Here is a 25,632-nt window from a genome sequence, read left to right on the forward strand (position 1 = left end):
CGGGCATGGCGCAGCAGCAGGGCATGGCCCCCCAGCAGCCCCAGCAGTCCGGGATGCAGCAGCAGCCGGGCATGCCGCAGCAGGGCGCGCAGCCCGGGCGGCGGCGCCGGGCGGCGCCGGAACCCGAGCCGGTCGCGCCCGTCACGGGCCCCGGCCCGGACGGCATCGACTGGGAGGCCGAGGCCGCCGCGCTGGAGGCCGGCGCCGACCCGGTCGGCGGGCACGGGCCCGAGACCGACGAGTGGGACGGCCACCAGGACGGCTTCCACGAGGACGGCCTCCACGAGGACGCCGAGTACCGCGACGAGGACGGCCACGCCGAACAGGAGGGCTTCCTCGGCGAGGAGGACGCCTCCCGTGACGCGCAGAAGAAGCGCAAGGAGCAGGGCAAGAAGTCCGGCCGTCGCAACGGCGGGGCCTGCCTGCTGGTCGCGCTGGTGCTGGTCGGCGCCCTGGGTGGGGCCGGCTGGTGGGGCTACGGCTTCTACCAGTCCCGCTTCGGCCCGCCGCCGGACTTCACGGGCGAGGGTGGCAGCCCCGTCCAGGTCGAGGTCAAGTCGGGTGCGGTCGGCGGGCAGATCGGCCTCGCGCTGAAGAACGCGGGTGTGGTCAAGAGCGTCGACGCCTTCAGCAAGGTCTGCTCCGCCGAGCCGAAGTGCACGACCATCCAGCCGGGCTTCTACACGTTGAAGAAGGAGCTGCCGGCCGCAGCCGCGCTGAGCGAGCTGCTCAACGGGGCCGGCGGCGCGGCGCTGGTCATCCCCGAGGGCAAGACCGCCGCCGACATCTACACCCTGATCGACGGGAAGCTGAAGCTGGCGCCGGGCAGCACGGCGGGCATCGCCAAGGCGCAGGTCGGCAGCCTCGGCCTGCCGTCGTACGCGAACGGCAACATCGAGGGCTTCCTCTGGCCGACCCGGTACAACATCGCCGACGGCATGAAGCCCGAGGACCTGCTCAAGCAGATGGTGAAGAACGCCACCGACAAGTACGCGACCCTGGACGCCGACGCGTCCAAGGCCGGCCTCAAGAACGCGTACGAGGTGGTCATCGAGGCGAGCATCCTGCAGCGCGAGGGCAACACCCCGGGCGACTTCGCCAAGATGGCCAGGACCATCCAGAACCGGCTGGCGAGCGACACCGTGCGCCACACGCTCGGCATGGACACCACGCTGCAGTACTCGCTGGGCCGCAAGGACCTCGACAAGAAGGACATCAACGACGGGTCCAACAAGTACAACACCTACATCAACCCGGGCCTGCCGCCGACGCCGATCTCCAACCCCGGCGACGACGCGCTCAAGGCGGTGCTCAACCCGGCGGACGGCAAGTGGCTGTACTTCATCGCGATGTCCCCGGGCAACACCCTGTACGCCGACACGGACAAGGAGCACGCGGCCAACGTCGAGGCGTACTGCCGGGCGGCGGGCCAGGGCTTCGACAAGGTCGGACTCCACTGCACCACCAAGTAGCCGCCACCGCACCGCCGTTCACGGAGGAGCAGCGTTGACCAGCAAGCACCGGGCCGCCGTCCTCGGCTCGCCGATCGCCCACTCGCTCTCGCCGGACCTGCACCGGGCCGCCTTCGCGGCGCTCGGGCTGGACGGCTGGCGCTACGACCGCTTCGAGGTCGACGAGGCCGGCCTGCCCGGCTTCCTCGCCGGGCTGGACGAGGCCGAGTGGGCCGGGCTGTCGCTGACCATGCCGCTGAAGCGGGCGATCATCCCGCTGCTCGACGAGGTCAGCGCGACGGCCCGCTCGGTGGACGCGGTGAACACCGTGGTGTTCACCGCCGACGGGCGGCGCACCGGGGACAACACCGACGTCCCCGGACTGGTGAACGCGCTGCGCGAGCGCGGCGTCACCGAGGTGCCGGGCGCGGCCGTGCTGGGCGCCGGGGCCACCGCCTCCTCGGCGCTGGCGGCGCTGGCCCAGGTCTGCACCGGCGAGGTGACCGTCTACGTGCGCAGCGCCGAGCGGGCCCGGGAGATGGCCGAGCTGGGCGAGCGGCTGGGCGTCGCCGTGCGCACCGCCGACTGGGAGCGCGGCGCGGAGGCGCTGGCGCAGCCGCTGACCGTCTCGACCACGCCGGTCGGTGCGACCGACGCCTTCGCCGAGGCGCTGCCCGCCGCGCCCGGGGCGCTGTTCGACGTGCTGTACCACCCGTGGCCGACGGCGCTGGCCGCCGCCTGCGCCGCGCGCGGGGCGACCGTCCTGGGCGGGCTGGACCTACTGGTGCACCAGGCGGTGCTGCAGAGCGAGGCCTTCACCGGGCGGGCGCCGGGGCCGCTGGCCGCGATGCGCGAGGCGGGCGAGAGGGCCCTCGCCGGGCGCTGAGGCCGCGCCGGTGGCCGGATCGTGCCGACCACTCGCCCTCTGGCGGCCGGAATCGCGCCGACCACCGTCCCGCTGACCGGCCGGTTGCCGTCCGTCACGCGGACTGGACCTCCGGGTGCCATCGGGACGTGAAAGGATTCAAGGGAAAAGGCACGCCCGGGCGGGCCCCGGCGGGTGCCGTGGCCGGTCCGCTGATGAAGGAGCTCCGTTGGGTACGTTGCGCTGGCTGACGGCGGGGGAGTCGCACGGCCCCGCACTCGTCGCGACGCTGGAGGGCCTGCCCGCCGGTGTACCGGTCACCACCGCGGTGGTGGCCGACGCGCTGGCGCGCCGCCGGCTCGGTTACGGTCGCGGCGCACGGATGAAGTTCGAGCAGGACGAGGTGACGTTCCTCGGCGGCGTCCGGCACGGCGAGACCATGGGCAGCCCGGTGGCGGTCATGGTCGGCAACACCGAGTGGCCGAAGTGGGAGCAGGTCATGTCGGCCGACCCGGTCGACCCCGAGGTGCTGGCCGGTCTGGCCCGCAACGAGGCGCTCACCCGCCCCCGCCCCGGCCACGCCGACCTGGCCGGCATGCAGAAGTACTCGATCGACGAGGCCCGTCCGATCCTGGAGCGCGCCAGCGCCCGCGAGACGGCCGCCCGGGTCGCGCTCGGCGCCGTCGCCCGCGCGTACCTGAAGGAGACCTGCGGGATCGAGATCGTCAGCCACGTGGTCGAGCTGGCCGCCGCCAAGGCCCCGGCCGGTGTGCTGCCGCTGCCCTCGGACGAGGCGCGGCTGGACGCCGACCCGGTCCGCTGCCTGGACGCCGACGCCTCGAAGGCGATGGTCGCCGAGATCGACCAGGCCCACAAGGACGGCGACACCCTCGGCGGCGTGGTCGAGGTGCTCGCGTACGGCGTGCCGGTGGGCCTCGGCTCGCACGTGCACTGGGACCGCCGGCTGGACGCCCGGCTGGCCGCCGCGCTGATGGGCATCCAGGCGATCAAGGGCGTCGAGGTCGGCGACGGCTTCGAGCTGGCCCGGGTGCCCGGCTCCCAGGCGCACGACGAGATCGTCCCGACCCCCGAGGGCGTCAAGCGCACCTCCGGCCGCTCCGGCGGCACCGAGGGCGGCCTGACCACCGGCGAGGTGCTGCGGGTGCGCGCCGCGATGAAGCCGATCGCCACCGTGCCGCGGGCACTGCAGACCCTGGACGTGCGCACCGGTGAGCCGGCCAAGGCGCACCACCAGCGCTCGGACGTCTGCGCCGTGCCGGCTGCCGGGATCGTCGCCGAGGCGATGGTCGCGCTGGTGCTGGCCGACGCGGTGAGCGAGAAGTTCGGCGGTGACCACGTCTCCGAGACCCGCCGCAACGTGCAGGGTTACCTCGACAACCTGATCATCCGATGACCGTCCCGGTCATCGTGCTGGTCGGCCCGCCCGGCAGTGGCAAGTCCACCGTCGGGCGGGCCCTGGCCGAGCGCCTGGGCGTCGGCTTCCGGGACACCGACGCCGACATCGAGGCACTGGCCGGCAAGCCCATCCCGGAGATCTTCATCGACGAGGGAGAGCCGCACTTCCGCGAGCTGGAGGTCCGGGCCGTGCGCGCGGGCGCCACGGAACACGACGGCGTCCTGGCGCTCGGCGGCGGCGCGGTGATGGCCGAGGCCACCCGTGCCCTGCTGCGCGAGCTGCCGGTGGTGTTCCTGGAGGTCCCGCTGGCGGACGCGGTCAAGCGGGTCGGCCTGGACGCCCCGCGTCCGCTGCTGGCCGTCAACCCGCGGGCCCGCTGGCGCGAGCTGATGGAGGCCCGCCGGCCCCTCTACCTGGAGGTGGCCACCGCCGTCGTCGACACCGCCGGCCGCACCCCCGAGCAGGTCGCGGACGCCGTACTGGAAGCACTGGAGCTGAAGACCCCCCATGACTGACCCCATCGTCAGGATTCACGTCGGCGGCAGCGCCGGCCACGACCCGTACGACGTGCTGATCGGGCACCAGTTGCTCGGCGAGCTGGCGCCGCTGATCGGCATCCGTGCCAAGCGGGTCGCGATCATCCACCCCGAGGCGCTGGCCGCCACCGCCGACGCCATCCGCGAGGACCTGCTCGGCGAGGGCTACGACGCGATCGCGCTGCAGGTGCCCAACGCCGAGGACGCCAAGAGCGCCGAGGTCGCCGCGTACTGCTGGTCGGTGCTCGGGCAGACCGGCTTCACCCGCAGTGACGTCGTCGTCGGCCTCGGCGGCGGCGCCACCACCGACCTGGCCGGCTTCGTCGCCGCCACCTGGCTGCGCGGCGTCCGCTGGATCTCCATGCCCACCACCCTGCTCGGCATGGTCGACGCGGCCGTCGGCGGCAAGACCGGCATCAACATCGCCGAGGGCAAGAACATGGTCGGCGCCTTCCACCCGCCGGTGGGCGTGCTGGCCGACCTCGACACCCTGGCGACCGTGCCCAAGCACGACTACGTCTCCGGCCTCGCCGAGGTCATCAAGTGCGGCTTCATCGCCGACCCGGCCATCCTCGACCTGATCGAGGCCGACCCGGAGGGCGCCAAGACCCCGGACGGCCCGCACACCGTCGAGCTGATCCGCCGCGCCATCCAGGTCAAGGCCGACGTGGTCTCCGGGGACCTCAAGGAGTCCGGCCGGCGCGAGATCCTCAACTACGGCCACACCCTCGGCCACGCCATCGAGCGCAACGAGCGCTACAAGTGGCGGCACGGTGCCGCGATCTCCATCGGCATGGTCTTCGCCGCCGAACTCGGCCGCCTGGCGGGCCGGTTGGACGACGAGACGGCCGACCGGCACCGCACCGTGCTGGCCTCCGTCGGCCTGCCGCTGCGCTACCAGGCGGACGCCTGGCCGAAGCTGCTGGACGCCATGAAGATCGACAAGAAGTCGCGCGGCGACCTGATCCGCTTCATCGTCCTGGACGGCCTCGGCAAGACCTCCGTCCTGGAGGGCCCCGACCCGTCCCTGCTGGTCGCCGCTTACGCGGAGGTCTCGGCGTGACCCGGGTCATGGTGCTCAACGGCCCCAACCTCGGGCGCCTCGGCAGCCGCGAGCCGGACGTCTACGGCGCCACCTCCTACGCCGGACTGGTCGAGCGCTGCACCGCGCTCGGCAAGGAGTTCGGCTTCGAGGTCGAGGTGCACGAGACCAACTCCGAGCAGCAGATGGTGGAGTGGCTGCACGAGGCGGCCGACGGCAAGGTGCCGGTGGTGATCAACCCGGGCGCGTTCACGCACTACTCGTACGCGATGCGGGACGCCGCCGCGCAGCGCACCGCGCCGCTGATCGAGGTGCACATCTCCAACCCGTACGCCCGGGAGGCCTTCCGGCACACCTCGGTGATCGCCGCGGTGGCCTCCGGCACCATCGCCGGATTCGGGCTCGGTTCGTACGAGCTGGCCCTGCGCGCCCTGGCCGAACAACTCACCACGCGCTGACGCCTGGTCAGCGGCCCGGCGGCGGACTGTGCCCGCCGCCGGGCCGCCGTGTAGTGTCCCCGCTGAGAGGTCTCGGGAGGTGACCGTGACGCAGTACGCCGGGGGTGGGCAGGTCCCGCCGCGTCCCGTCGCTCCGCCGGGGCCGCAGCCGTCGGGGGCCGCCGTGCCGCCGCCGGTGCCGCCTGTTCCGGCTCCCGCTCCCACGCCGACTGCGCCGCCTGTTCCGGCTCCGGTCGCTCCGGTGCCGCCCGCGCCCGCTCCGACGGCGCCCGCGCCCGCTCCGGTGCCGCCCGCGCCCGCCGCGGCCGCACCCGTGCCGAGCGCGCCGGTTTTGGTCGGGGCCACCGGGCACTTCGTGCTGCCCTCCGGCACGCCCGTGCAACTCCCCGTCCACCCGCCGCAGCGGCACGCGCCCACCGGTCCGATCGCCGTCCTGCTGATCGGCCCGGCCGGGGCGGGCAAGACCACCGTCGCCCGGTACTGGGCCGAGCGCCGGCCCACCCCGACCGCGCACATCAGCCTGGACGACGTCCGCGAGTGGGTGCAGTCCGGCTTCGCCAACCCGCAGTCCGGCTGGAACAACGCCTCCGAGGCGCAGTACCGGCTGGCCCGCCGCACCTGCGGCTTCGCCTGCCGCAACTACCTCGCCAACGGCATCTCCTGCATCGTCGACGACGCCGTCTTCCCGGACCGCCCGGCCATCGGCCTCGGCGGCTGGAAGCGGCACATCGGCCCCGGCATGATCCCGGTCGTGCTGCTGCCCAGCCTGGACTCCGTGCTGAGCCGCAACGCCCGGCGCGGCGGGATCCGGCGGCTCGGTGACGAGGAGGTGGCGCGGATCCACGGCCGGATGGCCGGCTGGTACAACTCCGGGCTGCCGATCATCGACAACTCGTACCTGGACGTCGCCGGCACCGCCGCCGAGCTGGACCGCGTCATCCTGGCCCGGCTGATGGGCCTGCCGGTCCGCTGACCTGCTGGTCCGCCGGTGCGCTGACCTGCGAGGATCCGGCGGTGTCGGTGCCGGCTGCGATGATGGACGGGTCCTGTCGAACCACCCCGGGGGAGCTGACGCCCGTGCCGGAAGGCCACATCATCCACCGCCTCGCCGCCGAGAACCGGAAGGCCTTCGGTGGCCGCCCGGTCGAGGTGTCCAGCCCGCAGGGCCGGTTCGCCGACGAGGCCAAGGCGATCGACGGGCAACTGCTCACCGGGGCCGAAGCCGTCGGCAAGCACCTGTTCCTCGGCTTCGAGGAGGGCGCCTGGGTGCACGTCCACCTCGGCCTCTACGGCGGCTTCACCTTCGGCACCGGCCCCGCGCCCGAGCCGGTCGGCCTGGTCCGGCTGCGGCTGGCCAACGACGACGGCTACGCCGACCTGCGCGGCCCCAACACCTGCGCGCTGGTCACCGGCGCGGAGAAGGCCGCCGTCGCCGCCCGGCTGGGCCCCGACCCGCTGCGCGCCGACGCCGACCCGGAGGCCGCCTGGCGCCGGATATCGGCCAGCCGGACGACGGTCGCCGCGCTGCTGATGGACCAGAAGGTGCTGGCGGGGGTGGGCAACGTCTACCGGGCCGAGGTGCTGTTCCGCCACGGGATCGACCCGCACCGCGCCGGCCGCGACCTCACCCGGGGCGAATGGGACGCGATCTGGGCCGACCTGGCCGCCCTGATGCGCGAGGGCGTCGGCGCGGGCCGGATCGACACCGTCCGCCCCGAGCACACGCCCGAGGCGATGGGCCGCCCGCCGCGGGTCGACGACCACGGCGGCGAGGTGTACGTCTACCGGCGGGCCGCGATGCCCTGCCTGGTGTGCGGCACCGACGTCCGCACCGAGCAGCACGCCGCGCGCAACCTGTTCTGGTGCCCCGCCTGCCAGGCGGCCTGACCGGGTTCGCCGCTTCGCCGGGCAACCGGCCGACCGCCCACCGCCACCACGGGGTTGACGCCCTCCGGCCGTCGACGAACACCCGGCCGGGCCCGTCCTCCGGGAGAGCCGGTCAGCCGGTTGCCGCGCTGGGCTCGTGGTGTTCGGCGGCGGCGCACGCGTCGAGGAGGGGGCGCAGGGCCTCGTCCACGAGCCGGTAGCGCACGATGCGCCCGTCCTTGTCCCCGGTGACCACGCCCGCGGTGCGGAGCAGCCGCAGGGCCTGGGACACGGCGGGGTCGCGCATGCCGGTGGCGACGGCGAGATCGGTGACGGCGAGCGGGCCGGCCCGGTGGAGGGCGAGCAGGAGGGCGAGCCGTCCGGGGTCGGCGAGCAGGGAGAACCGCTCGGCCCAGGTGCGGACATGCGCGGGGTCGCCGATCGCGGCGATGGCCTCGCAGACCCGGTGTCCGTCGATGGTGCGGTGGCCCGCGCGGTCGGCCGGTACGAGATGCATGCGCACATTGTTGCAGGAGGGGGCCTGTGATCCTGGACACCTGCGCGGGTGCGCAGCCTTGCAAGGGTGGGTCCTGGCCCCTACGGTGTTCCCCGCCGTGGTGCTCGGGAAGACCGGTGACGGATCCTCAGGGGTCCCAGTCCGGAGCGGCCCTCGCCACTGTGATCGGGCCGTCGTGATCGTCGACGACGGAGAGACGTCCGTACCCACGACGCCACTGGGTGCCTCGCGCACCTGGGAAGGCGGGTACGGGATCCCCGTAAGCCAGGAGACCGGCCACGGCATCTCACGAAGTGTTTCCACGAGGTGCTGGAGCGTGACCCGAAGATGACCATGCCCGAAACCGCCGCCGCCGAGGCGCCGGCGACACCGCCCGTGCTGCCCACGTTCCGCTGGAAGCGCGAGGACACCATCCGCACGGCCGGGCTGATGGGGGTGATCCTGGCCATGCACGTGGTGGCCTTCGGAACGCTCGTGTTCCTGGTCGCGCCCCACAACTACGCGGTCGGCACCCAGGTCTTCGGCGTGGGCCTGGGGATCACCGCGTACACCCTCGGCATGCGGCACGCCTTCGACGCCGACCACATCGCGGTGATCGACAACACCACCCGCAAGCTGATGGCGGACGGCAAGCGCCCGGTCTCGGTCGGCTTCTGGTTCGCCCTCGGGCACTCCTCGATGGTGGTGCTGATGGCCGCCCTGGTGGCGGGCGGTGCGCAGTTGGCCAGCACGCTGATGGACGACGACTCGACCACCCACAAGTGGCTCGGGATGGTCGGCACGACGGCCTCCGGCGCGTTCCTCTACCTGATCGGCGCGCTCAACCTGGCCGCGCTGCTCGGCATCCTCAAGGTGTTCCGGGCGATGCGGGCCGGGTCGTACGACGAGGCGCAGCTGGAGGAGCACCTCGACTCGCGGGGCTTCATGGCCCGGGTGCTGAACCGGGCGACCCGGTCGATCACCCGGCCCGGGCAGATGTTCCCGGTGGGCATGGTGCTGGGGCTGGGCTTCGACACCGCGACCGAGGTCACCCTGATGGTGATGGCCGGGTCGGGCGCGGCGGCCGGGCTGCCCTGGTACGCGATCGTCTGCCTGCCGCTGCTGTTCGCGGCCGGGATGAGCCTGTTCGACACGCTGGACGGGACGTTCATGAACTTCGCGTACCAGTGGGCCTTCGCCAACCCGGTCCGGAAGGTGTACTACAACCTGACGATCACCGGGCTGTCGATCGCGGTGGCCTTCGTCATCGGCACCATCGAACTGGTCGGCGTGCTGCACGAGAAGCTCGACCTGACCGACCCGGTCACCGGCTGGATCGCGGGCATCTCGCTGGACAACGTCGGCTACGCGATCGCCGGGCTGTTCGTGGTGGTCTGGGCCGCGGCGATCGCCTACTGGAAGCTGGCCCGGGTGGAGAAGCGCTGGGCGGCCGCCGAGTAGCGACGGCTGCGATCAGCGAAGGCAGCGAGCAGCGACGGCGCCTCCCCCCGGGATCCCGGGGGGAGGCGCCGTTTCGTCGCTGCGGGTCGGTGCCGGTCGTCGGGCGGGCGGGGTTCAGCGCTCTTCGCGGAAGTCGACGTGCCGGCGCGCGACCGGGTCGTACTTGCGCAGGACCATCCGGTCCGGGTCGTTGCGGCGGTTCTTGCGGGTCACGTACGTGTGGCCGGTGCCGGCGGTGGAGCGGAGCTTGACGACGGGGCGCAGTTCACTGCGGGCCATGGGTGTCCTCCCGGGTGGGCGGGGTGTTCGGGGCCGGGGCGAAACCGTACACCGAAATGGAAGTCATTTTCATCTGGTGTAACGTGAGCTCCGTCCCGCCCATTCCCGGACACCAGGGAGCACCCATGTCCGCCCACTGCCAACTCACCGGCCGCCGGCCCGGCTTCGGCAACGCGATCTCGCACTCGCACCGCCGCACCCGCCGCCGCTTCGACCCCAACATCCAGCACAAGCGCTACTGGCTGCCCGGCGAGGGCCGGTACGTCCGGCTCACGCTCAGTGCCAAGGGCATCCGCACCATCGACGCGATCGGCGTCGAGGCCGCCGTCGCCCGCATCCGCGCCCGAGGGGGGAAGGTCTGATGGCCAAGCAGAGCAAGATCGCCAAGAACGAGCGGCGCCGCGCCGTCGTGGCCCGGTACGCCGAGCGCCGCGCCGAGCTCAAGCGGATCACCGCCCACCCCGGCACCGCCCCCGCCGAGCGTGCCGCCGCCCAGGCCGAACTCGCCCGCCAGCCCCGCGACGCCAGCGCCACCCGGATCCGCAACCGGGACGCCGTCGACGGCCGCCCCCGCGGCTATCTGCGCGCCTTCGGCCTCTCCCGGGTCAACCTCCGCGTCCACGCCCACGCCGGCCACCTGCCCGGCGTCCGCAAGGCCAGCTGGTGAGCGGCGTGGACGGGATCAAACTGCCCGTGGTGGTCGTTGCCGGACTGCACTCCGACGAACGCCGCGCCGCCGTCCGGGAGTTGGCCGCGGCGGCGGTGGACGCGGTGGTCCTCCACCACGACCTGCGGGAGGCCTCGCAGGGCGTCGTCCACCGCGAACTGCGCGACGCGGGAGGCGGGTTCGACGCCGCCGACGTCCCGCTGGTGAACGACTGCCCCTGCTGCGCCCTGCGCGAGGACCTGCTGCCGCGACTGCTGCGGATCGCCGACGAAGGCCGGTACGGGCTCGCGATCGTCGAACTGTGGGGCGGCAGCGACCCGCACCCGGCCGTCGAGGTGATCGCCGGGGGAGAGGCGGACGGCCGCCACCTGGCGGACGCCGTCGAACTCGCGGGGGTGGTCACCGCCGTCGACCCGGACCGGCTGATCGGCGAACTCTCCGTCTCCGATGACCTGGTGGACCACGGCGAGCACACCGCCGTCCAGGACCGGCGGACCCGCGCGGAGGCGCTCGCCCACCAGGTCGAGTACGCCACCACCCTCGCCGTCCCGCGGACGACGGCGCACGCGCCCGGGCTCGCGCTGCTCCGCCAGCTCCACCCGACCGCCCGGGTCGTCCGGCTCGGCACCGGCGCGCTCACCCGGGCCGCTCTCGGCGGCTTCGACGTCGCCGCCGCCCGCGACCGGGTCAACCCGGCGATCGCGCTGCTCCCGCAGGAGGGCGACGAGGCCGGCGTCACCACACTGGTCTGGGAGCGCCGCCGACCGCTGCACCCCGAGCGGCTGCACCGGGCGCTGGAACTGCTCGTCCCCGCCGCCCAGCGCAGCCGCGGCCGCTTCTGGCTGGCCAACCGGCCCGACCTGATGCTCGGCTGGGACGCGGCCGGGGCCAACCTCGCCGTCGAGGAGTGCGGGCCCTGGCTCACCTCCCTGCCCGACGCCGCCTGGGACCTCTACCCGCCCGCCCGCCGCGCCGCCGCCGCCCTCGACTGGCACCCCCTGCACGGCGACCGGGTGCAGCAGCTCAGCTTCACCGCGGAGGGCCTGGACGTCGACGGCGTCACCGGGCTGCTCGACTCCTGCCTGCTCACCGACGCCGAACTCGCCGCCGGCGAACCCGGCTGGAAGGCCCTCCCGGATGCCTTCCGGGACCTGCTCGACCCCGTTCACTGAAGGATCGTCACTGTGCGTAATCGACTGAATCCGCCCAAGGCCCGACCCAACCCGCTGCTCGCGACCGGCATCGAGTACATCGACTACAAGGACACCGACCTGCTGCGGCGCTTCGTCTCCGACCGCGGCAAGATCCGGAGCCGCCGCGTCACCCGGCTCACCGTCCAGCAGCAGCGTGCCGTGGCCCGGGCCGTCAAGAACGCCCGCGAGACGGCCCTCCTCCCGTACGCCTCCGGCACCACCCGATAAGGAGCCCCTGATGGCCGTCCCCAAGCGCAAGCTGTCCCGCAGCAACACGCGGCACCGCCGTGCCCAGTGGAAGGGCGAGGCCCCGAAGCTCGTCCCGATCACCCTGAACGGCCGTGAGCTGCTCGTCCCCCGGAACCTGGTCCCCGCCTACCGCCGCGGCCTGATCGAACCGGAGGGGGCGTAGCGATCGCAGGGGGGCGTGCGGGGGTGGGGGCGCGCCCTGTCGGTGGTGCTCGGCGGGCGGATCGCGGTGGGGGTTCGTAGGCTCGACGCATGTCTGATGCGTACGCGGGTCGGCGGGAGCGGGTGAGGGAGCACTGCAGTGCGGCCGGGGCCGATGCGGCGCTGATCACCCGGGCGGCGAACGTGCGGTATCTGACGGGCTGCGCGCCCTGCGGGGCGACGCTGCTGCTGACCCGGGAGCGGGTGCTGCTGGCGCTGCCGGACGATCTGCCGGCGGACGACACCGGGGAGCACCTGATCGCGGCGGACGTCACCCAGGTGCCGGTGCCGGTGTCGGCCGGGGTGGACACCGCCCTGGCGGCGGCCGGTGCCGCCGCGCGACTGGGCGTGGCGGACCTGGCGGTGGAGGAGCACGACCTGACCGTCAGCCGGCACCGGGCGGTGGCGAGCCTGGCGGAGGGGGCCCGGCTGGCCGACCTGGGGCAGGTGGTCGAGCGGCTGCGGGTGGTCAAGGACGAGCACGAGATCGCCGACCTGCGGATCGCCGCCGAGATCGCCGACCAGGCGCTCGGCGAACTGCTGGAGTCGATCCTGGTCGGCCGCACCGAGCGGCACCTGGCGATGGAGCTGGAGCGCCGGATGATCGACCACGGCGCGGACCGGGCGGCCTACCCGGTGTCCGTCGGCACCGGCAGCCACTCCGGCCAGCCCGCCCACCAGCCGACCGACCGCCGGGTGGAGGAGGGCGACTTCCTCACCGTGGTGATGGGCGCCCAGTACCGGGGCTACGGCGTCTCCACCGCCCGGACCTTCGTGATCGGCGCCGCCCCCGCGCCCTGGCAGGTGGAGCTGCACCGGCTGGTGTTCCGGGCCCAGCGGGCCGCCCGGGAGGCGCTCGGGCCGGGTGTGGAGCAGTACGTGCCCGACCGGGCCGCGCGGCAGATCCTGGAGGCGGCCGGCCACGCCGAGGCGTCCCCGCACCCGGTGGGCCACGGCATCGGACTGGAGATCCGGGAGGCGCCGCGCCTCGGTCCGTCGGACATGGGTAAACTGGACAGCCGCGTGCCGGTCACCGTCGGCCCAGGAGTCCACCTCCCGGGCAAGGGCGGTGTCCGGATCGAGGACACGCTCGTGGTGCGCCCCCCAGAGGAGGGCGGGCCCGAGCTGCTCACCATCACCACCAAGGAGCTCCTCGCCCTGTGACCGCGGCCGCCCGTCGGCCGTCGGCGGCAGGACGCAAACCTTGGTTCCTTGACAGCTATATCCAGGAGTAAGTGCGCCCGTGGCTTCCACGAACGATCTCAAGAACGGCATGGTCCTCAAGCTGGAGGGCGGCAAGCTCTGGTCCGTCGTCGAGTTCCAGCACGTCAAGCCCGGCAAGGGCCCGGCCTTCGTGCGCACGAAGCTCAAGGAGGTCCTGACCGGCAAGGTCGTCGACAAGACCTTCAACGCCGGCACCAAGGTCGAGACCGCCAGCGTCGACAAGCGCGGCATGCAGTTCTCGTACAAGGACGGCGAGAACTTCGTGTTCATGGACACGGACACCTACGACCAGGTCACGATCGAGCCCGCCGTCGTCGGCGACGCCTCCAAGTACCTGCTGGAGGGCTTCGACGCCCTGGTCGCCATGTACGAGGGCGCCCCGCTGTACATCGAGCTGCCGGCCTCCGTCGAGCTGCTGATCTCCCACACCGAGCCCGGCGTCCAGGGCGACCGCTCCACCGGTGGCTCCAAGCCGGCCACGCTGGAGACCGGCGCCGAGATCGCCGTGCCGCTGTTCATCGTCACCGGCGAGAAGATCAAGGTCGACACCCGCGACGGCAGCTACCTCGGCCGGGTGAAGTAAGTCCGTGTCGGCCGCACGTAGCAAGGCCCGTACCAGGGCCTTCCAGATCCTCTTCGAGGCCGACCACCGCGGGGTCGACCCGCAGCGGGTCCTCGCCGACTGGGTGGCCCGCGCCCGTGAGCCGAAGCCCGACGAGGGCACCCCGCAGGTCGGCGAGTACACCATGGAGCTGATCGAGGGGTACGTCCAGCACGCTCGCCGGATCGACGACCTGATCTCGCAGTACGCGGTGGGCTGGACCCTCGACCGGATGCCGATCGTGGACCGCAACGTCCTGCGGCTCGGCGCGTACGAGCTGATCTGGGAGGACGGCGTCCCGGACGCGGTCGTCCTGGACGAGGCCGTGGAGATCGCCAAGGAGTTCTCCACGGACGACTCCCCGGCCTTCGTCAACGGCCTGCTCGCCCGCTTCCTGGAGCTGAAGCCGAGCATCCGCCGGTAGGTCCCGACCGCCGGCGGTGGTGGCAACCGCAGAACGGCCGCCGGACCCGGATTCCGGGTCCGGCGGCCGTCGCGCGTTTCACCCGGGCGGCGTAAGGTGGTGCCCTACTCGCCAGTAACTTGGCGTTCGGAGACCCGCAGTGAAGGGCAGGCCACCCCCCATGACCACCGCGACCCGCAGCGAGTTCGACCAGGGCATCGCCCTGACCCGGCACCCTGACGAGCCCGGCCGCTACGAGGCCGAACTCGGCGCCGGCTGGCAGATCGGCGGCGGGGTCAACGGCGGGCTGCTGCTCGCCGTCGCCGGACACGCGCTGTCGCTGGAGCACGGCGACCACCCCGACCCGGTGTCGATCAGTGGTTACTACCTGTCCGCCTCCACGCCCGGCCCGGCCACCGTCCGCACCGAGGTGCTGCGCACCGGCCGCGGGCTCTCCACCGGCACCGCCTCGCTCAGCCAGGACGGCGTGGAGCGGCTGCGGGTGATCGCCAGCCACGGCGACCTCGCCACCGCCGACGGTGAGGTGCGCACCAGCGCCCTGCCGCCGCAGCTGCCGCCGCCGGACCAGTGCATCGGCGTCGAGCACGCGCCCAGGGAGCTGGTCGCCCAAGCCGAGCTGCTGGAGCGCTTCGACCTGCGGCTGGACCCGGCCACCATCGGCTGGGCGCTCGGGCAGCCGTCCGGCAACGGGCGGATCCAGGGCTGGTTCCGGCTCGCCGACGGCCGCGAGCCCGACCCGCTGCTGCTCCTGCTGGTCGCCGACGCGCTGCCGCCGGTGACCTTCGACCTGGGCATGCCCGGCTGGGCCCCGACCGTCGAACTGACCGTCCACCTGCGGGCCAGGCCGGTCCCGGGCTGGCTGCGGGTCACCCACGCCACCCGCAACCTGGCCGGCGGGTACTTCGAGGAGGACGCCGAGGTCTGGGACGAGTCCGGCCGCCTGGTCGCACAGTCCCGCCAGCTGGCCCGGGTGCCGCGAAAGGCGTGAATCACATCGTCTTACCGTCGGTTACATTCCTGTGACACGCCGTACGTGTGCGGCGCGCGGGGGTGGGGAGATAGACGGTCAGCGGCGAGCCGGCCGCTGACCGTCACCCGCCGACGGTCACCCGTCGATGCCAGGAGCCACCCGTGAGCGAGCGCAGCGAGCGAACCGTTGAAAGGCGCGCATGGGCGCATGCCCCCGCCGAGCGCAGCGAGGTGGGCGCATGAGCCGCAACGGCCGTGCCCGCCGCAACTCCGACTGCACCACCCGCGGCCCGCGGCCCGCGGCGCGGGCGCCGCACCGGCGGCGGCGGGCCGAGGGGGCCGAGCAGGCGTTCGTCATCGGGGTCCTGACCAACGCGGCCGACTTCGCCCGGGCCCGCGCCTGGGGGCTGTCGAACGCCGCCGACCACGAGCACTACCTGGCCGAGACCGCCGAGCTGCTGGCCGACGCCCTGGAGCGCTTCGACACCGTGCGGGCCCGGATGTTCCACCCGCAGGACTTCGCGGAGTTCTGCGTGCTGCACGGGTTGGACCCGGCCGAGCCGGTCGCCCGCGACCGCTACCTGGTCAACCCGCCGTTGCAGACCCAGCTGCTGGCCTATCAGGGCGAGGAACTGGCCGGGGACTTCGTGCCGCGGCTGGTCCGGGCCCGGGAGAACGGGCTGACGCTCTGCCACGCCGACCTGCTGCTGGACGGCGGCCTGTCCGGGGGAGCGGGCGAGGTCGACGAGGAGCACGCCCGCTGGGTGCGCGCCGCCCGCCAGCGCGGCGCCGAGGTGTTCCGCCGGATGCTGGTCGGCGCGGGCGCCGGGGTGTACGAGCTGCGGCTGCGGGTGGACGCACCGGGCGGGCGGCTGACCGCTGCGGCCCGGGTGCTGCAGTGGGAGGACGGCGTGGTCCGGATCAACGACGAGGACCTGGACCTGGTCTGCGCGGTGCTGTGCGCCGGGCTGGCGCTGGAGCTGCCGGGGGTGGCGGTGCTGCACGGCTCGCAGGGCTCGGCGGCGGCCCGCGGGGCCCGCGGCGGAGCCGCCGACGAGCCCTTCCTGCCGGCCTCCTGGGCCTGGTCGAGCGGCGGGCAGGACTGGGCGCCGGCGGCCCGGCCGGTGCGGCTGGACGGCGTGGCGGCGCAGCCCGGCTACAGCCTGGGGACGGTCTGCTGAGCCGGTCGTGGACGCGCGACGGCGCGGCCCCCGGGATGCGGGGTGCCGCGCCGTGACGTTTCTGCACGGCCCCGGGCGTGGCCCGGACCGCGGACCGGGCCGACGGGAGCCGGTGCGGCGAGCGTCAGCTCGCCTCCTCCTCGCGCACCGCACGGCGCGCGTCGGGGTTCAGCACGCCCCAGGAGATCAGCTGCTCGGTGAGGATCGACGGCGACTGGTCGTAGATGACCGCCAGGGTGCGCAGGTCGTCCTGGCGGATCGACAGCACCTTGCCGTTGTAGTCGCCGCGCTGGCTCTGGATCGTCGCCGCGTAGCGCTGCAGCGGGCCGGCCTTCTCGGACGGGACCTGGGTCAGTCTCTCCAGGTCGAGCACCAGGCGCGGCGGCGGCTCGGCCGCGCCACCGGGGGTGCCGCCGGGCAGCAGCTCCTGCACCGGGACGCCGTAGAACTCGGCCAGCTCGGCCAGCCGCTGCACGGTGACCGCACGGTCGCCGCGCTCGTACGAGCCGACGACGACTGCCTTCCAGCGCCCCTGGGACTTCTCCTCGACACCGTGCAGGGAGAGACCCTGCTGAGTGCGGATCGCTCGGAGCTTGCCTCCGAGTTGCTTCGCGTAGTCGCTGGACATTGATCTCCCCGGACGAGATTGCTTCGCGTTCAGTGGTGGGTCACGGGTGATTGCCGACGCCGTTACCGGTGGGTTCGACGTCCCTCTCGTAACTCACTGTGAGGTTACGTAGAGTAAGGTAGCTGCGTCAAGCCGAATGGGGCAGTCGTGCGAATGGCCCGCATCGGCGGCGCGTCCGGAGCGTTAACCCGGCGAAGCGGAATGGTGGGCGTCCGGTTGCGTCCCGGCCCGCTGATAGGATGGTTCGAAGCCCGCGCCCGGTCGGCGGGGGCAGTCCCAGACATCCTTTAAGGCCCGTCCAGTGAGGCGGGGAAGGAGGTCCGCTTCGGCATGACCACACACCAAGATTCGACGCCGCGGCCGCCGCACCAGGTGCTGGACGGCACGGACATCGCCCGGGTCGTCACCCGGATAGCGCACGAGATCGTCGAGCGCGCCAAGGGCGCCGAGGACGTCGTGCTGCTCGGCATCCACACCAGGGGCGTCCACCTCGCCCGCCGCCTTCAGGGCAGGCTGGCCCAGATCACCGGGCGCGAGATCCCGCTGGGCACCCTGGACATCACCATGTACCGGGACGATCTGCGGCTCAAGCCCGCCCGCGCCCTGGAGCACACCGAGATCCCGCCCGGCGGCATCGACGGCAGGCTCGTCATCCTGGTCGACGACGTGCTCTTCTCCGGCCGCACCATCCGGGCCGCGCTCGACGCGCTGAACGACATCGGCCGCCCGCGGGCCGTCCAGCTCGCCGTCCTGGTCGACCGCGGCCACCGCGAGCTGCCGATCCGGGCCGACTACGTGGGCAAGAACCTCCCCACCTCGCTGCGCGAGGCCGTGCAGGTGCGCCTGTCCGACAGCGACGGCGTGGACGCCGTGCTGGTCGGCGACCGCGGCTACACCGCCGCGGCGCGCCCTGCGCGCCATGAGCAGAGCTCACAGGCCCCGGCCTCCCAGCCGTCCGAACCGCACCTCCCGGAGTAGCCCGCGTGAAGCGCCACCTCGTCTCCGCCGCCGATCTCACCCGCGACGACGCGCTGCTGATCCTGGACACCGCCGAGGAGCTCGCCCAGCTCTCCGGACGGGCCGTCAAGAAGCTGCCCACGCTGCGCGGTCGGACCGTCGTCAACCTCTTCTTCGAGGACTCGACCCGTACCAAGACCTCCTTCGAGGTCGCCGAGAAGCGGCTGTCCGCCGACGTCATCAACTTCTCCGCCAAGGGCTCCTCGGTCTCCAAGGGCGAGAGCCTCAAGGACACCGCGCTCACCCTGCAGGCGATGGGTGCCGACGCGGTCGTCATCCGGCACCACGCCTCGGGCGCGCCGGCCCGCCTCGCCCAGTCCGACTGGCTGCACGGCAGCGTGATCAACGCCGGTGACGGCACCCACGAGCACCCCACCCAGGCGCTGCTCGACGCCTTCACCATGCGCCGCCACCTCAACGCCGGTCTGGGCCACGACCTCGCCGGGCGCCGGGTGACCATCGTCGGCGACATCCTGCACAGCCGGGTCGCCCGCTCCAACGTCCACCTGCTGACCACCCTCGGTGCCCAGGTCACCTTCGTCGCCCCGCCGACGCTGCTGCCGATCGGCATCGAGAACTGGCCCTGCGAGGTCAGCTACGACCTGGACCGCGTGCTCCCCAAGACGGACGCGCTGATGATGCTGCGGGTGCAGCGCGAGCGGATGAACGCCGCGTTCTTCCCGACCGAGCGCGAGTACAGCCGCCGCTACGGCCTGGACGGCACCCGGATGTCCCAGCTGCCCGAGCACGCCATCGTGATGCACCCCGGCCCGATGGTGCGCGGCATGGAGATCACCGCCGAGGTCGCCGACTCGCCGCGCTGCACCGTGGTCGAGCAGGTCGCCAACGGCGTGTCGGTCCGGATGGCCGTCCTGTACCTGCTGCTCGGGGGAGCCACCCTCAACGACGCCCGCACCGACTCCGTGGAGACCGCTCAGTGACCACCTACCTGATCCGCAACGCCCAGATCCTCGGCGGTGCCCCGCAGGACCTCCACCTCGCCGACGGCGTGATCAAGGCGATCGGCACCGACCTGGCGGTCGAGGCGGACATCGAGATCGACGCCGGCGGCCTGATCGTGCTGCCCGGTCTCGTCGACCTGCACACCCACCTGCGCGAGCCCGGCCGCGAGGACGCCGAGACCGTGCTCACCGGCACCCAGGCCGCCGCGATGGGCGGCTTCACCGCCGTGCACGCGATGGCCAACACCACCCCGGTGGCCGACACCGCCGGCGTGGTCGAGCAGGTCTGGCGGCTCGGCCAGGAGGCCGGCTACTGCGACGTGCAGCCGGTCGGCGCCGTCACCATCGGCCTGGAGGGCAAGAAGCTCGCCGAGCTGGGCGCGATGCACGAGTCCGCCGCGAACGTGCGGGTCTTCTCCGACGACGGCAAGTGCGTGGACGACGCGGTGCTGATGCGCCGCGCCCTGGAGTACGTCAAGGCCTTCGACGGCGTCGTCGCCCAGCACGCCCAGGAGCCGCGGCTCACCGAGGGCGCCCAGATGAACGAGGGCCAGGTCTCCGGCGAGCTCGGGCTCGGCGGCTGGCCGGCCGTCGCCGAGGAGTCGATCATCGCGCGGGACGTGCTGCTCGCCGCGCACGTCGGCTCCCGGCTGCACGTCTGCCACGTCTCCACCGCCGGCTCGGTCGAGATCATCCGCTGGGCCAAGGCCAAGGGCTGGGACGTCACCGCCGAGGTCACCCCGCACCACCTGCTGCTCACCGACGAGCTGGCCCGCTCCTACGACCCGGTCTACAAGGTCAACCCGCCGCTGCGCACCGCCGAGGACGTCCAGGCGCTGCGCAAGGCGCTCGCGGACGGCACCATCGACGCCGTCGCCACCGACCACGCGCCGCACCCGGCCGAGGACAAGGACTGCGAGTGGGCCGTCGCCGCGATGGGCATGGTCGGCCTGGAGACCGCGCTGTCGGTCGTGCAGCAGACCATGGTGGACACCGGCCTGCTGAACTGGGAGGGCGTCGCCGACCGCATGTCGCACCGCCCGGCCCGGATCGGCCGTCTCGCCGGACAGGGCCGCCCCGTCTCGGTCGGTGAGCCGGCCAACCTGGTGCTGTTCGATCCCGCGTACCGTGGTGCCGTGAACCCGGACAGCTTCGCCACCCGCAGCCGCAACACCCCCTACAAGGGCCTTGACCTGCCCGGACGGGTGCACGCCACCTTCCTGCGCGGGCGCGCCACCGTGCTGGCCGGCGAGCTGGCCGAGCAGGGCGGGGCGGCGTGACCGGCCCGGCCGCGCTCGCCCAGGAGCAGGCCAAGGTCACCAACTGGCCCGGGTACATCGGCTGGGCCGTCGGCCTGCTGATCGTCATCGGGCTCGTCTACTGGCTGATGCGGCAGGGCTGGAACTGGCGGCGCACCCTCCAGTCCGGCATCCCGCCGCTGCCCGCCGTGCCGGCCGGCGCCGGGCGGACCATCCTGGAGACCAGCGGGCGGTACCACGGCACCACCACCGCAGGGAACTGGCTCGACCGGGTCGTCGCGCACGGCCTGGGCACCCGCAGCCGCGCCGACCTCACCCTCGGCGAGGACGGCCTGCTGGTGCGGCGCCCCGGTGACGTCGACCTCTGGATCCCGGCCGGGCACCTGACCGGTGCCCGCACGGACTCCGGGATCGCCGGCAAGGTCGTCCCGGCCGGGCTGCTCGTCGTCACCTGGACGCACGAGGGCACCGAGCTGGACTCGGGCTTCCGGGCCGACCACCCCGACGAGCACGCCGCCTGGGTCGAGGCGATCGCCCAACTCGCAACACGTACGAAGACGAAGACGGAAGAGGCCGCTCAATGACCGCACCTGCCCCCACCACGCAGCGCCGACGGCGGGAGCGCACCCCCGCCGTGCTCGTCCTGGAGGACGGCCGGACCTTCCGCGGCGAGGCCTACGGCGCGACCGGCGAGACCTTCGGCGAGGCCGTCTTCAACACCGGCATGTCCGGCTACCAGGAGACCCTCACCGACCCGTCGTACCACCGCCAGGTGGTCGTGATGACCGCCCCGCAGATCGGCAACACCGGCTGGAACGACGAGGACGACGAGTCCGAGCGGATCTGGGTCGCCGGGTACGTCGTGCGCGACCCCGCCCGGGTGGCGTCCAACTGGCGCGCCACCCGCTCGCTGGACGAGGAGCTCGTCCGCCAGGGCGTCGTCGGCATCAGCGGCATCGACACCCGGGCGCTCACCCGGCACCTGCGCGAGCGCGGCGCGATGCGCTGCGGCATCTTCTCCGGCGGGGCGCTGGCCGACCAGGCCGAACTGCTCGCCCGGGTGCAGCGGTCGCCCGAGATGAAGGGCGCCGACCTGTGCGCCGAGGTGGCCACCACCGAGGCGTACGTCGTGCCCGCGATCGGTCCCGGCGGCGAAGCCCTGCCCATCGGCACTGCGGAGTTCACCGTGGCCGCGCTGGACCTCGGCATCAAGGGGATGACCCCGCACCGGATGGCCGAGCGCGGCATCGAGGTGCACGTGCTGCCGGCCAACTCCACCCTGGAGGACCTCTACGCGGTCCAGCCGGACGGCGTGTTCTTCTCCAATGGCCCGGGCGACCCGGCCACCGCCGACCACCAGGTCGCCGTCGCGCAGGGCGTGCTGGAGCGCGGGACCCCGTTCTTCGGGATCTGCTTCGGCAACCAGATCCTCGGCCGCGCGCTGGGCTTCGGCACTTACAAGCTCAAGTACGGCCACCGCGGCATCAACCAGCCGGTGCAGGACCGCACCACCGGCAAGGTCGAGGTGACCGCGCACAACCACGGCTTCGCCGTGGACGCACCGCTGGACCGGGTGAGCGACACCCCCTTCGGCCGGGTCGAGGTCTCCCACGTCTGCCTCAACGACGACGTGGTCGAGGGCCTCCAGGCGCTCGACGTCCCCGCCTTCAGCGTGCAGTACCACCCCGAAGCGGCGGCCGGCCCGCACGACGCGGCCTACCTCTTCGACCGGTTCGTCGAGCTCATGCGAGGCGACGACAAGCACAGCGCGAAGCTCATGGAGGGCCAGCGTGCCTAAGCGCACTGACATCAAGTCCGTCCTGGTGATCGGGTCCGGCCCGATCGTGATCGGCCAGGCCGCCGAGTTCGACTACTCGGGCACGCAGGCCTGCCGCGTCCTCAAGGCCGAAGGCCTGCGGGTCGTGCTGGTCAACTCCAACCCGGCCACGATCATGACCGACCCGGAGATCGCCGACGCCACCTACGTCGAGCCGATCACCCCGGAGTTCGTCGAGCGGATCATCGCCAAGGAGCGCCCCGACGCGCTGCTGCCGACCCTCGGCGGGCAGACCGCGCTCAACACCGCGATCTCCCTGCACTCGGCCGGCACGCTGGAGAAGTACGGCGTCGAACTGATCGGCGCCGACGTGGTGGCGATCAACAAGGGCGAGGACCGCCAGCTGTTCAAGGGCGTCGTCGAGGCCGTCAACGCCAAGATCGGCCACGGCGAGTCCGCCCGCTCGGTCATCTGCCACTCGATGGACGACGTGCTGGCCGGCGTCGACACGCTCGGCGGCTACCCCGTCGTCGTGCGCCCCTCCTTCACCATGGGCGGCGCCGGCTCCGGCTTCGCCCACGACGAGGAGGACCTGCGCCGCATCGCCGGCCAGGGCCTGGCCCTCTCGCCGACCACCGAGGTGCTCCTGGAGGAGTCCATCCTCGGCTGGAAGGAGTACGAGCTGGAGCTGATGCGCGACAAGAACGACAACGTCGTGGTCGTCTGCTCCATCGAGAACTTCGACCCGATGGGCGTGCACACCGGTGACTCGATCACCGTCGCCCCGGCGATGACCCTCACCGACCGCGAGTACCAGATCCTGCGCGACATCGGCATCGCCGTGATCCGCGAGGTCGGCGTCGACACCGGCGGCTGCAACATCCAGTTCGCCGTCAACCCCGACGACGGCCGGGTCATCGTCATCGAGATGAACCCGCGCGTGTCGCGCTCGTCCGCGCTGGCCTCGAAGGCGACCGGCTTCCCGATCGCCAAGATCGCCGCCAAGCTGGCCGTCGGCTACACGCTCGACGAGATCCCCAACGACATCACCGAGCAGACCCCGGCCTCCTTCGAGCCGACCCTCGACTACGTCGTGGTGAAGGTCCCGCGGTTCGCGTTCGAGAAGTTCCCGAGCGCCGACGCCACGCTGACCACCACCATGAAGTCGGTCGGCGAGGCCATGGCCATGGGCCGCAACTTCCCCGAGGCGCTGCAGAAGGCGCTGCGCTCGCTGGAGAAGAAGGGCTCCCAGTTCTCCTGGACCGGCCCGGTCGGCGACAAGGCCGAGCTGCTGGCCAAGGCGGTCGTGCCGACCGACGGCCGGATCAACACCGTGATGCAGGCCGTCCGGGCCGGCGCCACCCCGGAGGAGGTGTTCGAGGCCACCAAGATCGACCCGTGGTTCGTCGACCAGCTCTTCCTGATCGACGAGATCGCCGCCGAGCTGACCGAGGCCGCCGAGCTCACCCCCGAGCTGCTGCGGCACGCCAAGCGGCACGGCTTCTCCGACCAGCAGATCGGCGAGATCCGCGGCCTGAAGCCGGACGTCGTCCGCGAGGTCCGGCACGCGCTCGGCATCCGCCCGGTGTTCAAGACCGTCGACACCTGCGCCGCCGAGTTCGCCGCCAAGACCCCGTACTTCTACTCGTCCTACGACGAGGAGAACGAGGTCGCCCCGCGCACCAAGCCGGCCGTGATCATCCTCGGCTCCGGCCCGAACCGCATCGGCCAGGGCATCGAGTTCGACTACTCCTGCGTGCACGCCTCCTTCGCGCTGGCCGACGCCGGGTACGAGACCGTGATGGTCAACTGCAACCCGGAGACCGTCTCCACCGACTACGACACCTCCGACCGGCTCTACTTCGAGCCGCTCACCCTGGAGGACGTGCTGGAGATCGTCCACGCCGAGCAGCAGGCCGGCCCGCTGGCCGGCGTGATCGTCCAGCTCGGCGGCCAGACCCCGCTCGGCCTGGCCCAGGCGCTCAAGGACAACGGCGTGCCGATCGTCGGCACCCAGCCCGAGGCGATCGACCTCGCCGAGGAGCGCGGCGCCTTCGGCCGCGTGCTGCGCGACGCCGGCCTGCCCGCCCCCAAGCACGGCACCGCCTTCTCCTTCGCCGAGGCCAAGGCGATCGCCGACGAGATCGGCTACCCGGTGCTCGCCCGCCCGTCGTACGTGCTCGGCGGCCGCGGCATGGAGATCGTCTACGACGAGGCCTCGCTCGCCTCCTACCTGGAGCGCCACGCAGGCCTGATCTCCGAGCACCCGGTGCTCATCGACCGCTTCCTCGACGACGCGGTGGAGATCGACGTCGACGCGCTGTACGACGGCACCGAGCTCTACCTCGGCGGCGTCATGGAGCACATCGAGGAGGCCGGCATCCACTCCGGCGACTCCGCCTGCGCGCTGCCCCCGATCACCCTCGGCGGCTTCGACATCAAGCGCCTGCGCACCTCCACCGAGGCCATCGCGCGCGGCGTCGGCGTCCGCGGCCTGATCAACATCCAGTTCGCGCTGGCCGGGGACATCCTGTACGTGCTGGAGGCCAACCCGCGCGCCTCCCGCACCGTGCCGTTCACCTCCAAGGCGACCGCCGTGCCGCTGGCCAAGGCCGCCGCCCGGATCTCGCTCGGCGCCACCATCGCCGAACTGCGCGCCGAGGGCATGCTCCCGGCCGAGGGCGACGGCGGCACGCTGCCGGCCGACGCGCCGATCGCGGTCAAGGAGGCCGTGATGCCGTGGAGCCGCTTCCGCGACATCCACGGCCGCGGCGTGGACACCGTGCTCGGCCCGGAGATGCGCTCGACCGGCGAGGTCATGGGCATCGACAAGGTCTTCGGCACCGCGTACGCCAAGGCCCAGGCCGGCGCCTACGGCGCGCTGCCGACCAAGGGCAAGGTCTTCGTCTCGGTCGCCAACCGGGACAAGCGCAACCTGGTCTTCCCGGCCCGCGCGCTGGTCGGCCTCGGCTTCGAGGTGCTCGCCACCGCCGGCACCGCCGAGGTGCTGCACCGCGGCGGCATCCCGTCCACGCTGGTGCGCAAGCACAGCGAGGGCGAGGGCCCGAACGGCGAGCGGACCATCGTCCAGCTGATCCACGACGGTGAGGTCGACCTCATCATCAACACGCCGTACGGCACCGGCGGGCGCCTCGACGGCTACGAGATCCGCACCGCCGCCGTGTCCCGCGGCGTGCCCTGCCTGACCACGGTCCAGGCGATGGGCGCGGCCGTCCAGGGCATGGACGCGCTGCTGCGCGACGAGGTCGGGGTGATGTCGCTCCAGGAGCACGCCGCGCTGATCAACGCCGGCCGCAAGTAGCACCACCGCAGTGGGGGGCACCGAGGCCAGACGGGTGCCCCCCACTTCCATGCCCTGATCCGGGTGCTCACGCTCAGATCCGGGCCC

The 25,632-nt window shown here is 72.9% G+C and carries 28 protein-coding genes and 1 riboswitch; of the genes, 25 read left to right on the forward strand and 3 right to left on the reverse strand.

The genetic code is table 11. The annotated features are described in order from the left end of the window. The first annotated feature begins 5 nt into the window (after positions 1–5). The 8 genes from mltG (at position 6) to ACIPLC_RS26365 (ending at position 7,656) form a co-directional block, all read left to right on the forward strand. Positions 6–1,472, forward strand: coding sequence for an endolytic transglycosylase MltG (mltG, locus tag ACIPLC_RS26330; RefSeq protein ID WP_400475483.1), 1,467 nt, complete (start codon positions 6–8; stop codon positions 1,470–1,472). A 34-nt stretch (positions 1,473–1,506) separates the two neighbouring features. After that, positions 1,507–2,337 (forward strand): shikimate dehydrogenase, encoded by an 831-nt coding sequence (locus ACIPLC_RS26335; RefSeq protein ID WP_400475484.1) that lies wholly within the window; start codon positions 1,507–1,509, stop codon positions 2,335–2,337. Between the two features lie 208 nt (positions 2,338–2,545). After that, a complete protein-coding gene (aroC, locus tag ACIPLC_RS26340; protein ID WP_400475485.1) occupies positions 2,546–3,730 on the forward strand; it encodes a chorismate synthase in 1,185 nt (394 codons plus the stop codon). Next, entirely contained in the window at positions 3,727–4,248 is a 522-nt protein-coding gene (locus ACIPLC_RS26345) for a shikimate kinase (RefSeq protein WP_400475486.1), read from the forward strand. The genes aroC and ACIPLC_RS26345 overlap by 4 nt, the downstream gene beginning before the upstream one ends. After that, complete coding sequence (aroB, locus tag ACIPLC_RS26350; RefSeq protein WP_400475487.1) at positions 4,241–5,332, forward strand: 3-dehydroquinate synthase; 1,092 nt, start codon at positions 4,241–4,243, stop codon at positions 5,330–5,332. The genes ACIPLC_RS26345 and aroB overlap by 8 nt, the downstream gene beginning before the upstream one ends. An 8-nt stretch (positions 5,333–5,340) precedes the next feature. After that, entirely contained in the window at positions 5,341–5,769 is a 429-nt protein-coding gene (aroQ, locus tag ACIPLC_RS26355) for a type II 3-dehydroquinate dehydratase (RefSeq protein WP_360345620.1), read from the forward strand. Positions 5,770–5,854: 85 nt separating this feature from the next. Further along, the gene (locus ACIPLC_RS26360; protein WP_400475513.1) at positions 5,855–6,742 is read left to right on the forward strand and encodes an AAA family ATPase; all 888 of its coding nucleotides are present in this window, start codon (positions 5,855–5,857) and stop codon (positions 6,740–6,742) included. Between the two features lie 104 nt (positions 6,743–6,846). Beyond that, the gene (locus tag ACIPLC_RS26365) at positions 6,847–7,656 is read left to right on the forward strand and encodes an Fpg/Nei family DNA glycosylase (RefSeq protein WP_400475488.1); all 810 of its coding nucleotides are present in this window, start codon (positions 6,847–6,849) and stop codon (positions 7,654–7,656) included. 112 nt (positions 7,657–7,768) lie between these two features. Here the strand turns inward: ACIPLC_RS26365 and ACIPLC_RS26370 are convergent, their stop codons facing one another. Beyond that, positions 7,769–8,152 carry an ArsR/SmtB family transcription factor gene (locus tag ACIPLC_RS26370; RefSeq protein WP_400475489.1) on the reverse strand — a complete coding sequence of 128 codons (384 nt, stop codon included), beginning with the start codon at positions 8,150–8,152 and terminating at the stop codon, positions 7,769–7,771. Between the two features lie 81 nt (positions 8,153–8,233). Then, positions 8,234–8,448: riboswitch (cobalamin riboswitch) on the forward strand. A gap of 31 nt (positions 8,449–8,479) precedes the next feature. Here ACIPLC_RS26370 and ACIPLC_RS26375 point away from each other — a divergent pair. Next, positions 8,480–9,592, forward strand: a complete 1,113-nt coding sequence (locus ACIPLC_RS26375; protein WP_400475490.1) for a HoxN/HupN/NixA family nickel/cobalt transporter — start codon at positions 8,480–8,482, stop codon at positions 9,590–9,592. Between the two features lie 114 nt (positions 9,593–9,706). On the opposite strand, the gene rpmG is transcribed toward ACIPLC_RS26375, so the two are convergent. Continuing rightward, on the reverse strand, positions 9,707–9,871 hold the full coding sequence (gene rpmG, locus ACIPLC_RS26380) for a 50S ribosomal protein L33 (protein ID WP_400475491.1): 165 nt from the start codon (positions 9,869–9,871) through the stop codon (positions 9,707–9,709). A gap of 125 nt (positions 9,872–9,996) precedes the next feature. Here rpmG and rpmB point away from each other — a divergent pair, with 125 nt between their 5' ends. The 10 genes from rpmB to ACIPLC_RS26430 all read left to right on the forward strand — a co-directional run bounded on the left by rpmB (position 9,997) and on the right by ACIPLC_RS26430 (position 16,580). After that, positions 9,997–10,233, forward strand: a complete 237-nt coding sequence (gene rpmB, locus ACIPLC_RS26385) for a 50S ribosomal protein L28 (RefSeq protein WP_400475492.1) — start codon at positions 9,997–9,999, stop codon at positions 10,231–10,233. Beyond that, the gene (gene rpsN, locus ACIPLC_RS26390; protein ID WP_400475493.1) at positions 10,233–10,538 is read left to right on the forward strand and encodes a 30S ribosomal protein S14; all 306 of its coding nucleotides are present in this window, start codon (positions 10,233–10,235) and stop codon (positions 10,536–10,538) included. The genes rpmB and rpsN overlap by 1 nt, the downstream gene beginning before the upstream one ends. Before the next feature lie 14 nt (positions 10,539–10,552). Next, a complete protein-coding gene (locus ACIPLC_RS26395) occupies positions 10,553–11,710 on the forward strand; it encodes a CobW family GTP-binding protein (protein ID WP_400475514.1) in 1,158 nt (385 codons plus the stop codon). A gap of 12 nt (positions 11,711–11,722) precedes the next feature. Further along, on the forward strand, positions 11,723–11,959 hold the full coding sequence (rpsR, locus tag ACIPLC_RS26400; RefSeq protein WP_400475494.1) for a 30S ribosomal protein S18: 237 nt from the start codon (positions 11,723–11,725) through the stop codon (positions 11,957–11,959). 10 nt (positions 11,960–11,969) lie between these two features. After that, a complete protein-coding gene (gene rpmF / locus ACIPLC_RS26405; protein ID WP_400475495.1) occupies positions 11,970–12,143 on the forward strand; it encodes a 50S ribosomal protein L32 in 174 nt (57 codons plus the stop codon). An 89-nt stretch (positions 12,144–12,232) separates the two neighbouring features. Next, positions 12,233–13,345, forward strand: coding sequence for a M24 family metallopeptidase (locus ACIPLC_RS26410; protein ID WP_400475496.1), 1,113 nt, complete (start codon positions 12,233–12,235; stop codon positions 13,343–13,345). 79 nt (positions 13,346–13,424) lie between these two features. Then, positions 13,425–13,988 carry an elongation factor P gene (gene efp, locus ACIPLC_RS26415; protein ID WP_400475497.1) on the forward strand — a complete coding sequence of 188 codons (564 nt, stop codon included), beginning with the start codon at positions 13,425–13,427 and terminating at the stop codon, positions 13,986–13,988. 4 nt (positions 13,989–13,992) lie between these two features. Continuing rightward, entirely contained in the window at positions 13,993–14,430 is a 438-nt protein-coding gene (gene nusB, locus ACIPLC_RS26420) for a transcription antitermination factor NusB (RefSeq protein ID WP_063346766.1), read from the forward strand. Positions 14,431–14,590: 160 nt separating this feature from the next. After that, positions 14,591–15,418 carry a thioesterase family protein gene (locus ACIPLC_RS26425; RefSeq protein ID WP_400475498.1) on the forward strand — a complete coding sequence of 276 codons (828 nt, stop codon included), beginning with the start codon at positions 14,591–14,593 and terminating at the stop codon, positions 15,416–15,418. Positions 15,419–15,638: 220 nt separating this feature from the next. Next, a complete protein-coding gene (locus ACIPLC_RS26430) occupies positions 15,639–16,580 on the forward strand; it encodes a hypothetical protein (protein ID WP_400475499.1) in 942 nt (313 codons plus the stop codon). 124 nt (positions 16,581–16,704) lie between these two features. Here ACIPLC_RS26430 and ACIPLC_RS26435 read toward each other — a convergent pair whose 3' ends face one another. After that, positions 16,705–17,208 carry a transcriptional regulator gene (locus ACIPLC_RS26435; protein ID WP_031072501.1) on the reverse strand — a complete coding sequence of 168 codons (504 nt, stop codon included), beginning with the start codon at positions 17,206–17,208 and terminating at the stop codon, positions 16,705–16,707. 330 nt (positions 17,209–17,538) lie between these two features. On the opposite strand from ACIPLC_RS26435, the gene pyrR reads away from it, so the two are divergent. From pyrR to carB, 6 genes are read left to right on the forward strand one after another with little or no spacing between them, the layout of a single operon-like run. Beyond that, entirely contained in the window at positions 17,539–18,186 is a 648-nt protein-coding gene (gene pyrR / locus ACIPLC_RS26440) for a bifunctional pyr operon transcriptional regulator/uracil phosphoribosyltransferase PyrR (protein WP_400475500.1), read from the forward strand. Positions 18,187–18,191: 5 nt separating this feature from the next. After that, complete coding sequence (locus tag ACIPLC_RS26445; protein ID WP_400475501.1) at positions 18,192–19,166, forward strand: aspartate carbamoyltransferase catalytic subunit; 975 nt, start codon at positions 18,192–18,194, stop codon at positions 19,164–19,166. Next, positions 19,163–20,467, forward strand: a complete 1,305-nt coding sequence (locus ACIPLC_RS26450; protein WP_400475502.1) for a dihydroorotase — start codon at positions 19,163–19,165, stop codon at positions 20,465–20,467. The genes ACIPLC_RS26445 and ACIPLC_RS26450 overlap by 4 nt, the downstream gene beginning before the upstream one ends. After that, positions 20,464–21,030 carry a hypothetical protein gene (locus ACIPLC_RS26455; RefSeq protein ID WP_400475503.1) on the forward strand — a complete coding sequence of 189 codons (567 nt, stop codon included), beginning with the start codon at positions 20,464–20,466 and terminating at the stop codon, positions 21,028–21,030. The genes ACIPLC_RS26450 and ACIPLC_RS26455 overlap by 4 nt, the downstream gene beginning before the upstream one ends. After that, positions 21,027–22,244, forward strand: a complete 1,218-nt coding sequence (carA, locus tag ACIPLC_RS26460) for a glutamine-hydrolyzing carbamoyl-phosphate synthase small subunit (protein ID WP_400475504.1) — start codon at positions 21,027–21,029, stop codon at positions 22,242–22,244. Before ACIPLC_RS26455 ends, carA begins: the two co-directional genes overlap by 4 nt. Further along, positions 22,237–25,545 (forward strand): carbamoyl-phosphate synthase large subunit, encoded by a 3,309-nt coding sequence (gene carB / locus ACIPLC_RS26465; protein WP_400475505.1) that lies wholly within the window; start codon positions 22,237–22,239, stop codon positions 25,543–25,545. The genes carA and carB overlap by 8 nt, the downstream gene beginning before the upstream one ends. Positions 25,546–25,632 lie beyond the last annotated feature (87 nt).

The sequence above is a fragment of the Kitasatospora sp. NPDC086801 genome (genome assembly GCF_044745805.1).
Taxonomy (GTDB): Bacteria; Actinomycetota; Actinomycetes; order Streptomycetales; family Streptomycetaceae; genus Kitasatospora.

Excerpts from the sequence above, each read along its gene's own strand:
- pyrR (WP_400475500.1), top strand. The coding sequence starts at position 17,539 with ATGACCACACACCAAGATTCGACGCCGCGGCCGCCGCACCAGGTGCTG.
- ACIPLC_RS26435 (WP_031072501.1), bottom strand. The coding sequence starts at position 17,208 with ATGTCCAGCGACTACGCGAAGCAACTCGGAGGCAAGCTCCGAGCGATC.
- ACIPLC_RS26410 (WP_400475496.1), top strand. The coding sequence starts at position 12,233 with ATGTCTGATGCGTACGCGGGTCGGCGGGAGCGGGTGAGGGAGCACTGC.
- ACIPLC_RS26425 (WP_400475498.1), top strand. The coding sequence starts at position 14,591 with ATGACCACCGCGACCCGCAGCGAGTTCGACCAGGGCATCGCCCTGACC.
- aroB (WP_400475487.1), top strand. The coding sequence starts at position 4,241 with ATGACTGACCCCATCGTCAGGATTCACGTCGGCGGCAGCGCCGGCCAC.
- aroQ (WP_360345620.1), top strand. The coding sequence starts at position 5,341 with ATGGTGCTCAACGGCCCCAACCTCGGGCGCCTCGGCAGCCGCGAGCCG.
- ACIPLC_RS26375 (WP_400475490.1), top strand. The coding sequence starts at position 8,480 with ATGACCATGCCCGAAACCGCCGCCGCCGAGGCGCCGGCGACACCGCCC.
- rpmG (WP_400475491.1), bottom strand. The coding sequence starts at position 9,871 with ATGGCCCGCAGTGAACTGCGCCCCGTCGTCAAGCTCCGCTCCACCGCC.
- mltG (WP_400475483.1), top strand. The coding sequence starts at position 6 with ATGGCGCAGCAGCAGGGCATGGCCCCCCAGCAGCCCCAGCAGTCCGGG.
- ACIPLC_RS26345 (WP_400475486.1), top strand. The coding sequence starts at position 3,727 with ATGACCGTCCCGGTCATCGTGCTGGTCGGCCCGCCCGGCAGTGGCAAG.
- rpmB (WP_400475492.1), top strand. The coding sequence starts at position 9,997 with ATGTCCGCCCACTGCCAACTCACCGGCCGCCGGCCCGGCTTCGGCAAC.
- rpsN (WP_400475493.1), top strand. The coding sequence starts at position 10,233 with ATGGCCAAGCAGAGCAAGATCGCCAAGAACGAGCGGCGCCGCGCCGTC.
- ACIPLC_RS26430 (WP_400475499.1), top strand. The coding sequence starts at position 15,639 with ATGAGCCGCAACGGCCGTGCCCGCCGCAACTCCGACTGCACCACCCGC.
- carA (WP_400475504.1), top strand. The coding sequence starts at position 21,027 with ATGACCGCACCTGCCCCCACCACGCAGCGCCGACGGCGGGAGCGCACC.
- ACIPLC_RS26370 (WP_400475489.1), bottom strand. The coding sequence starts at position 8,152 with ATGCATCTCGTACCGGCCGACCGCGCGGGCCACCGCACCATCGACGGA.
- rpmF (WP_400475495.1), top strand. The coding sequence starts at position 11,970 with ATGGCCGTCCCCAAGCGCAAGCTGTCCCGCAGCAACACGCGGCACCGC.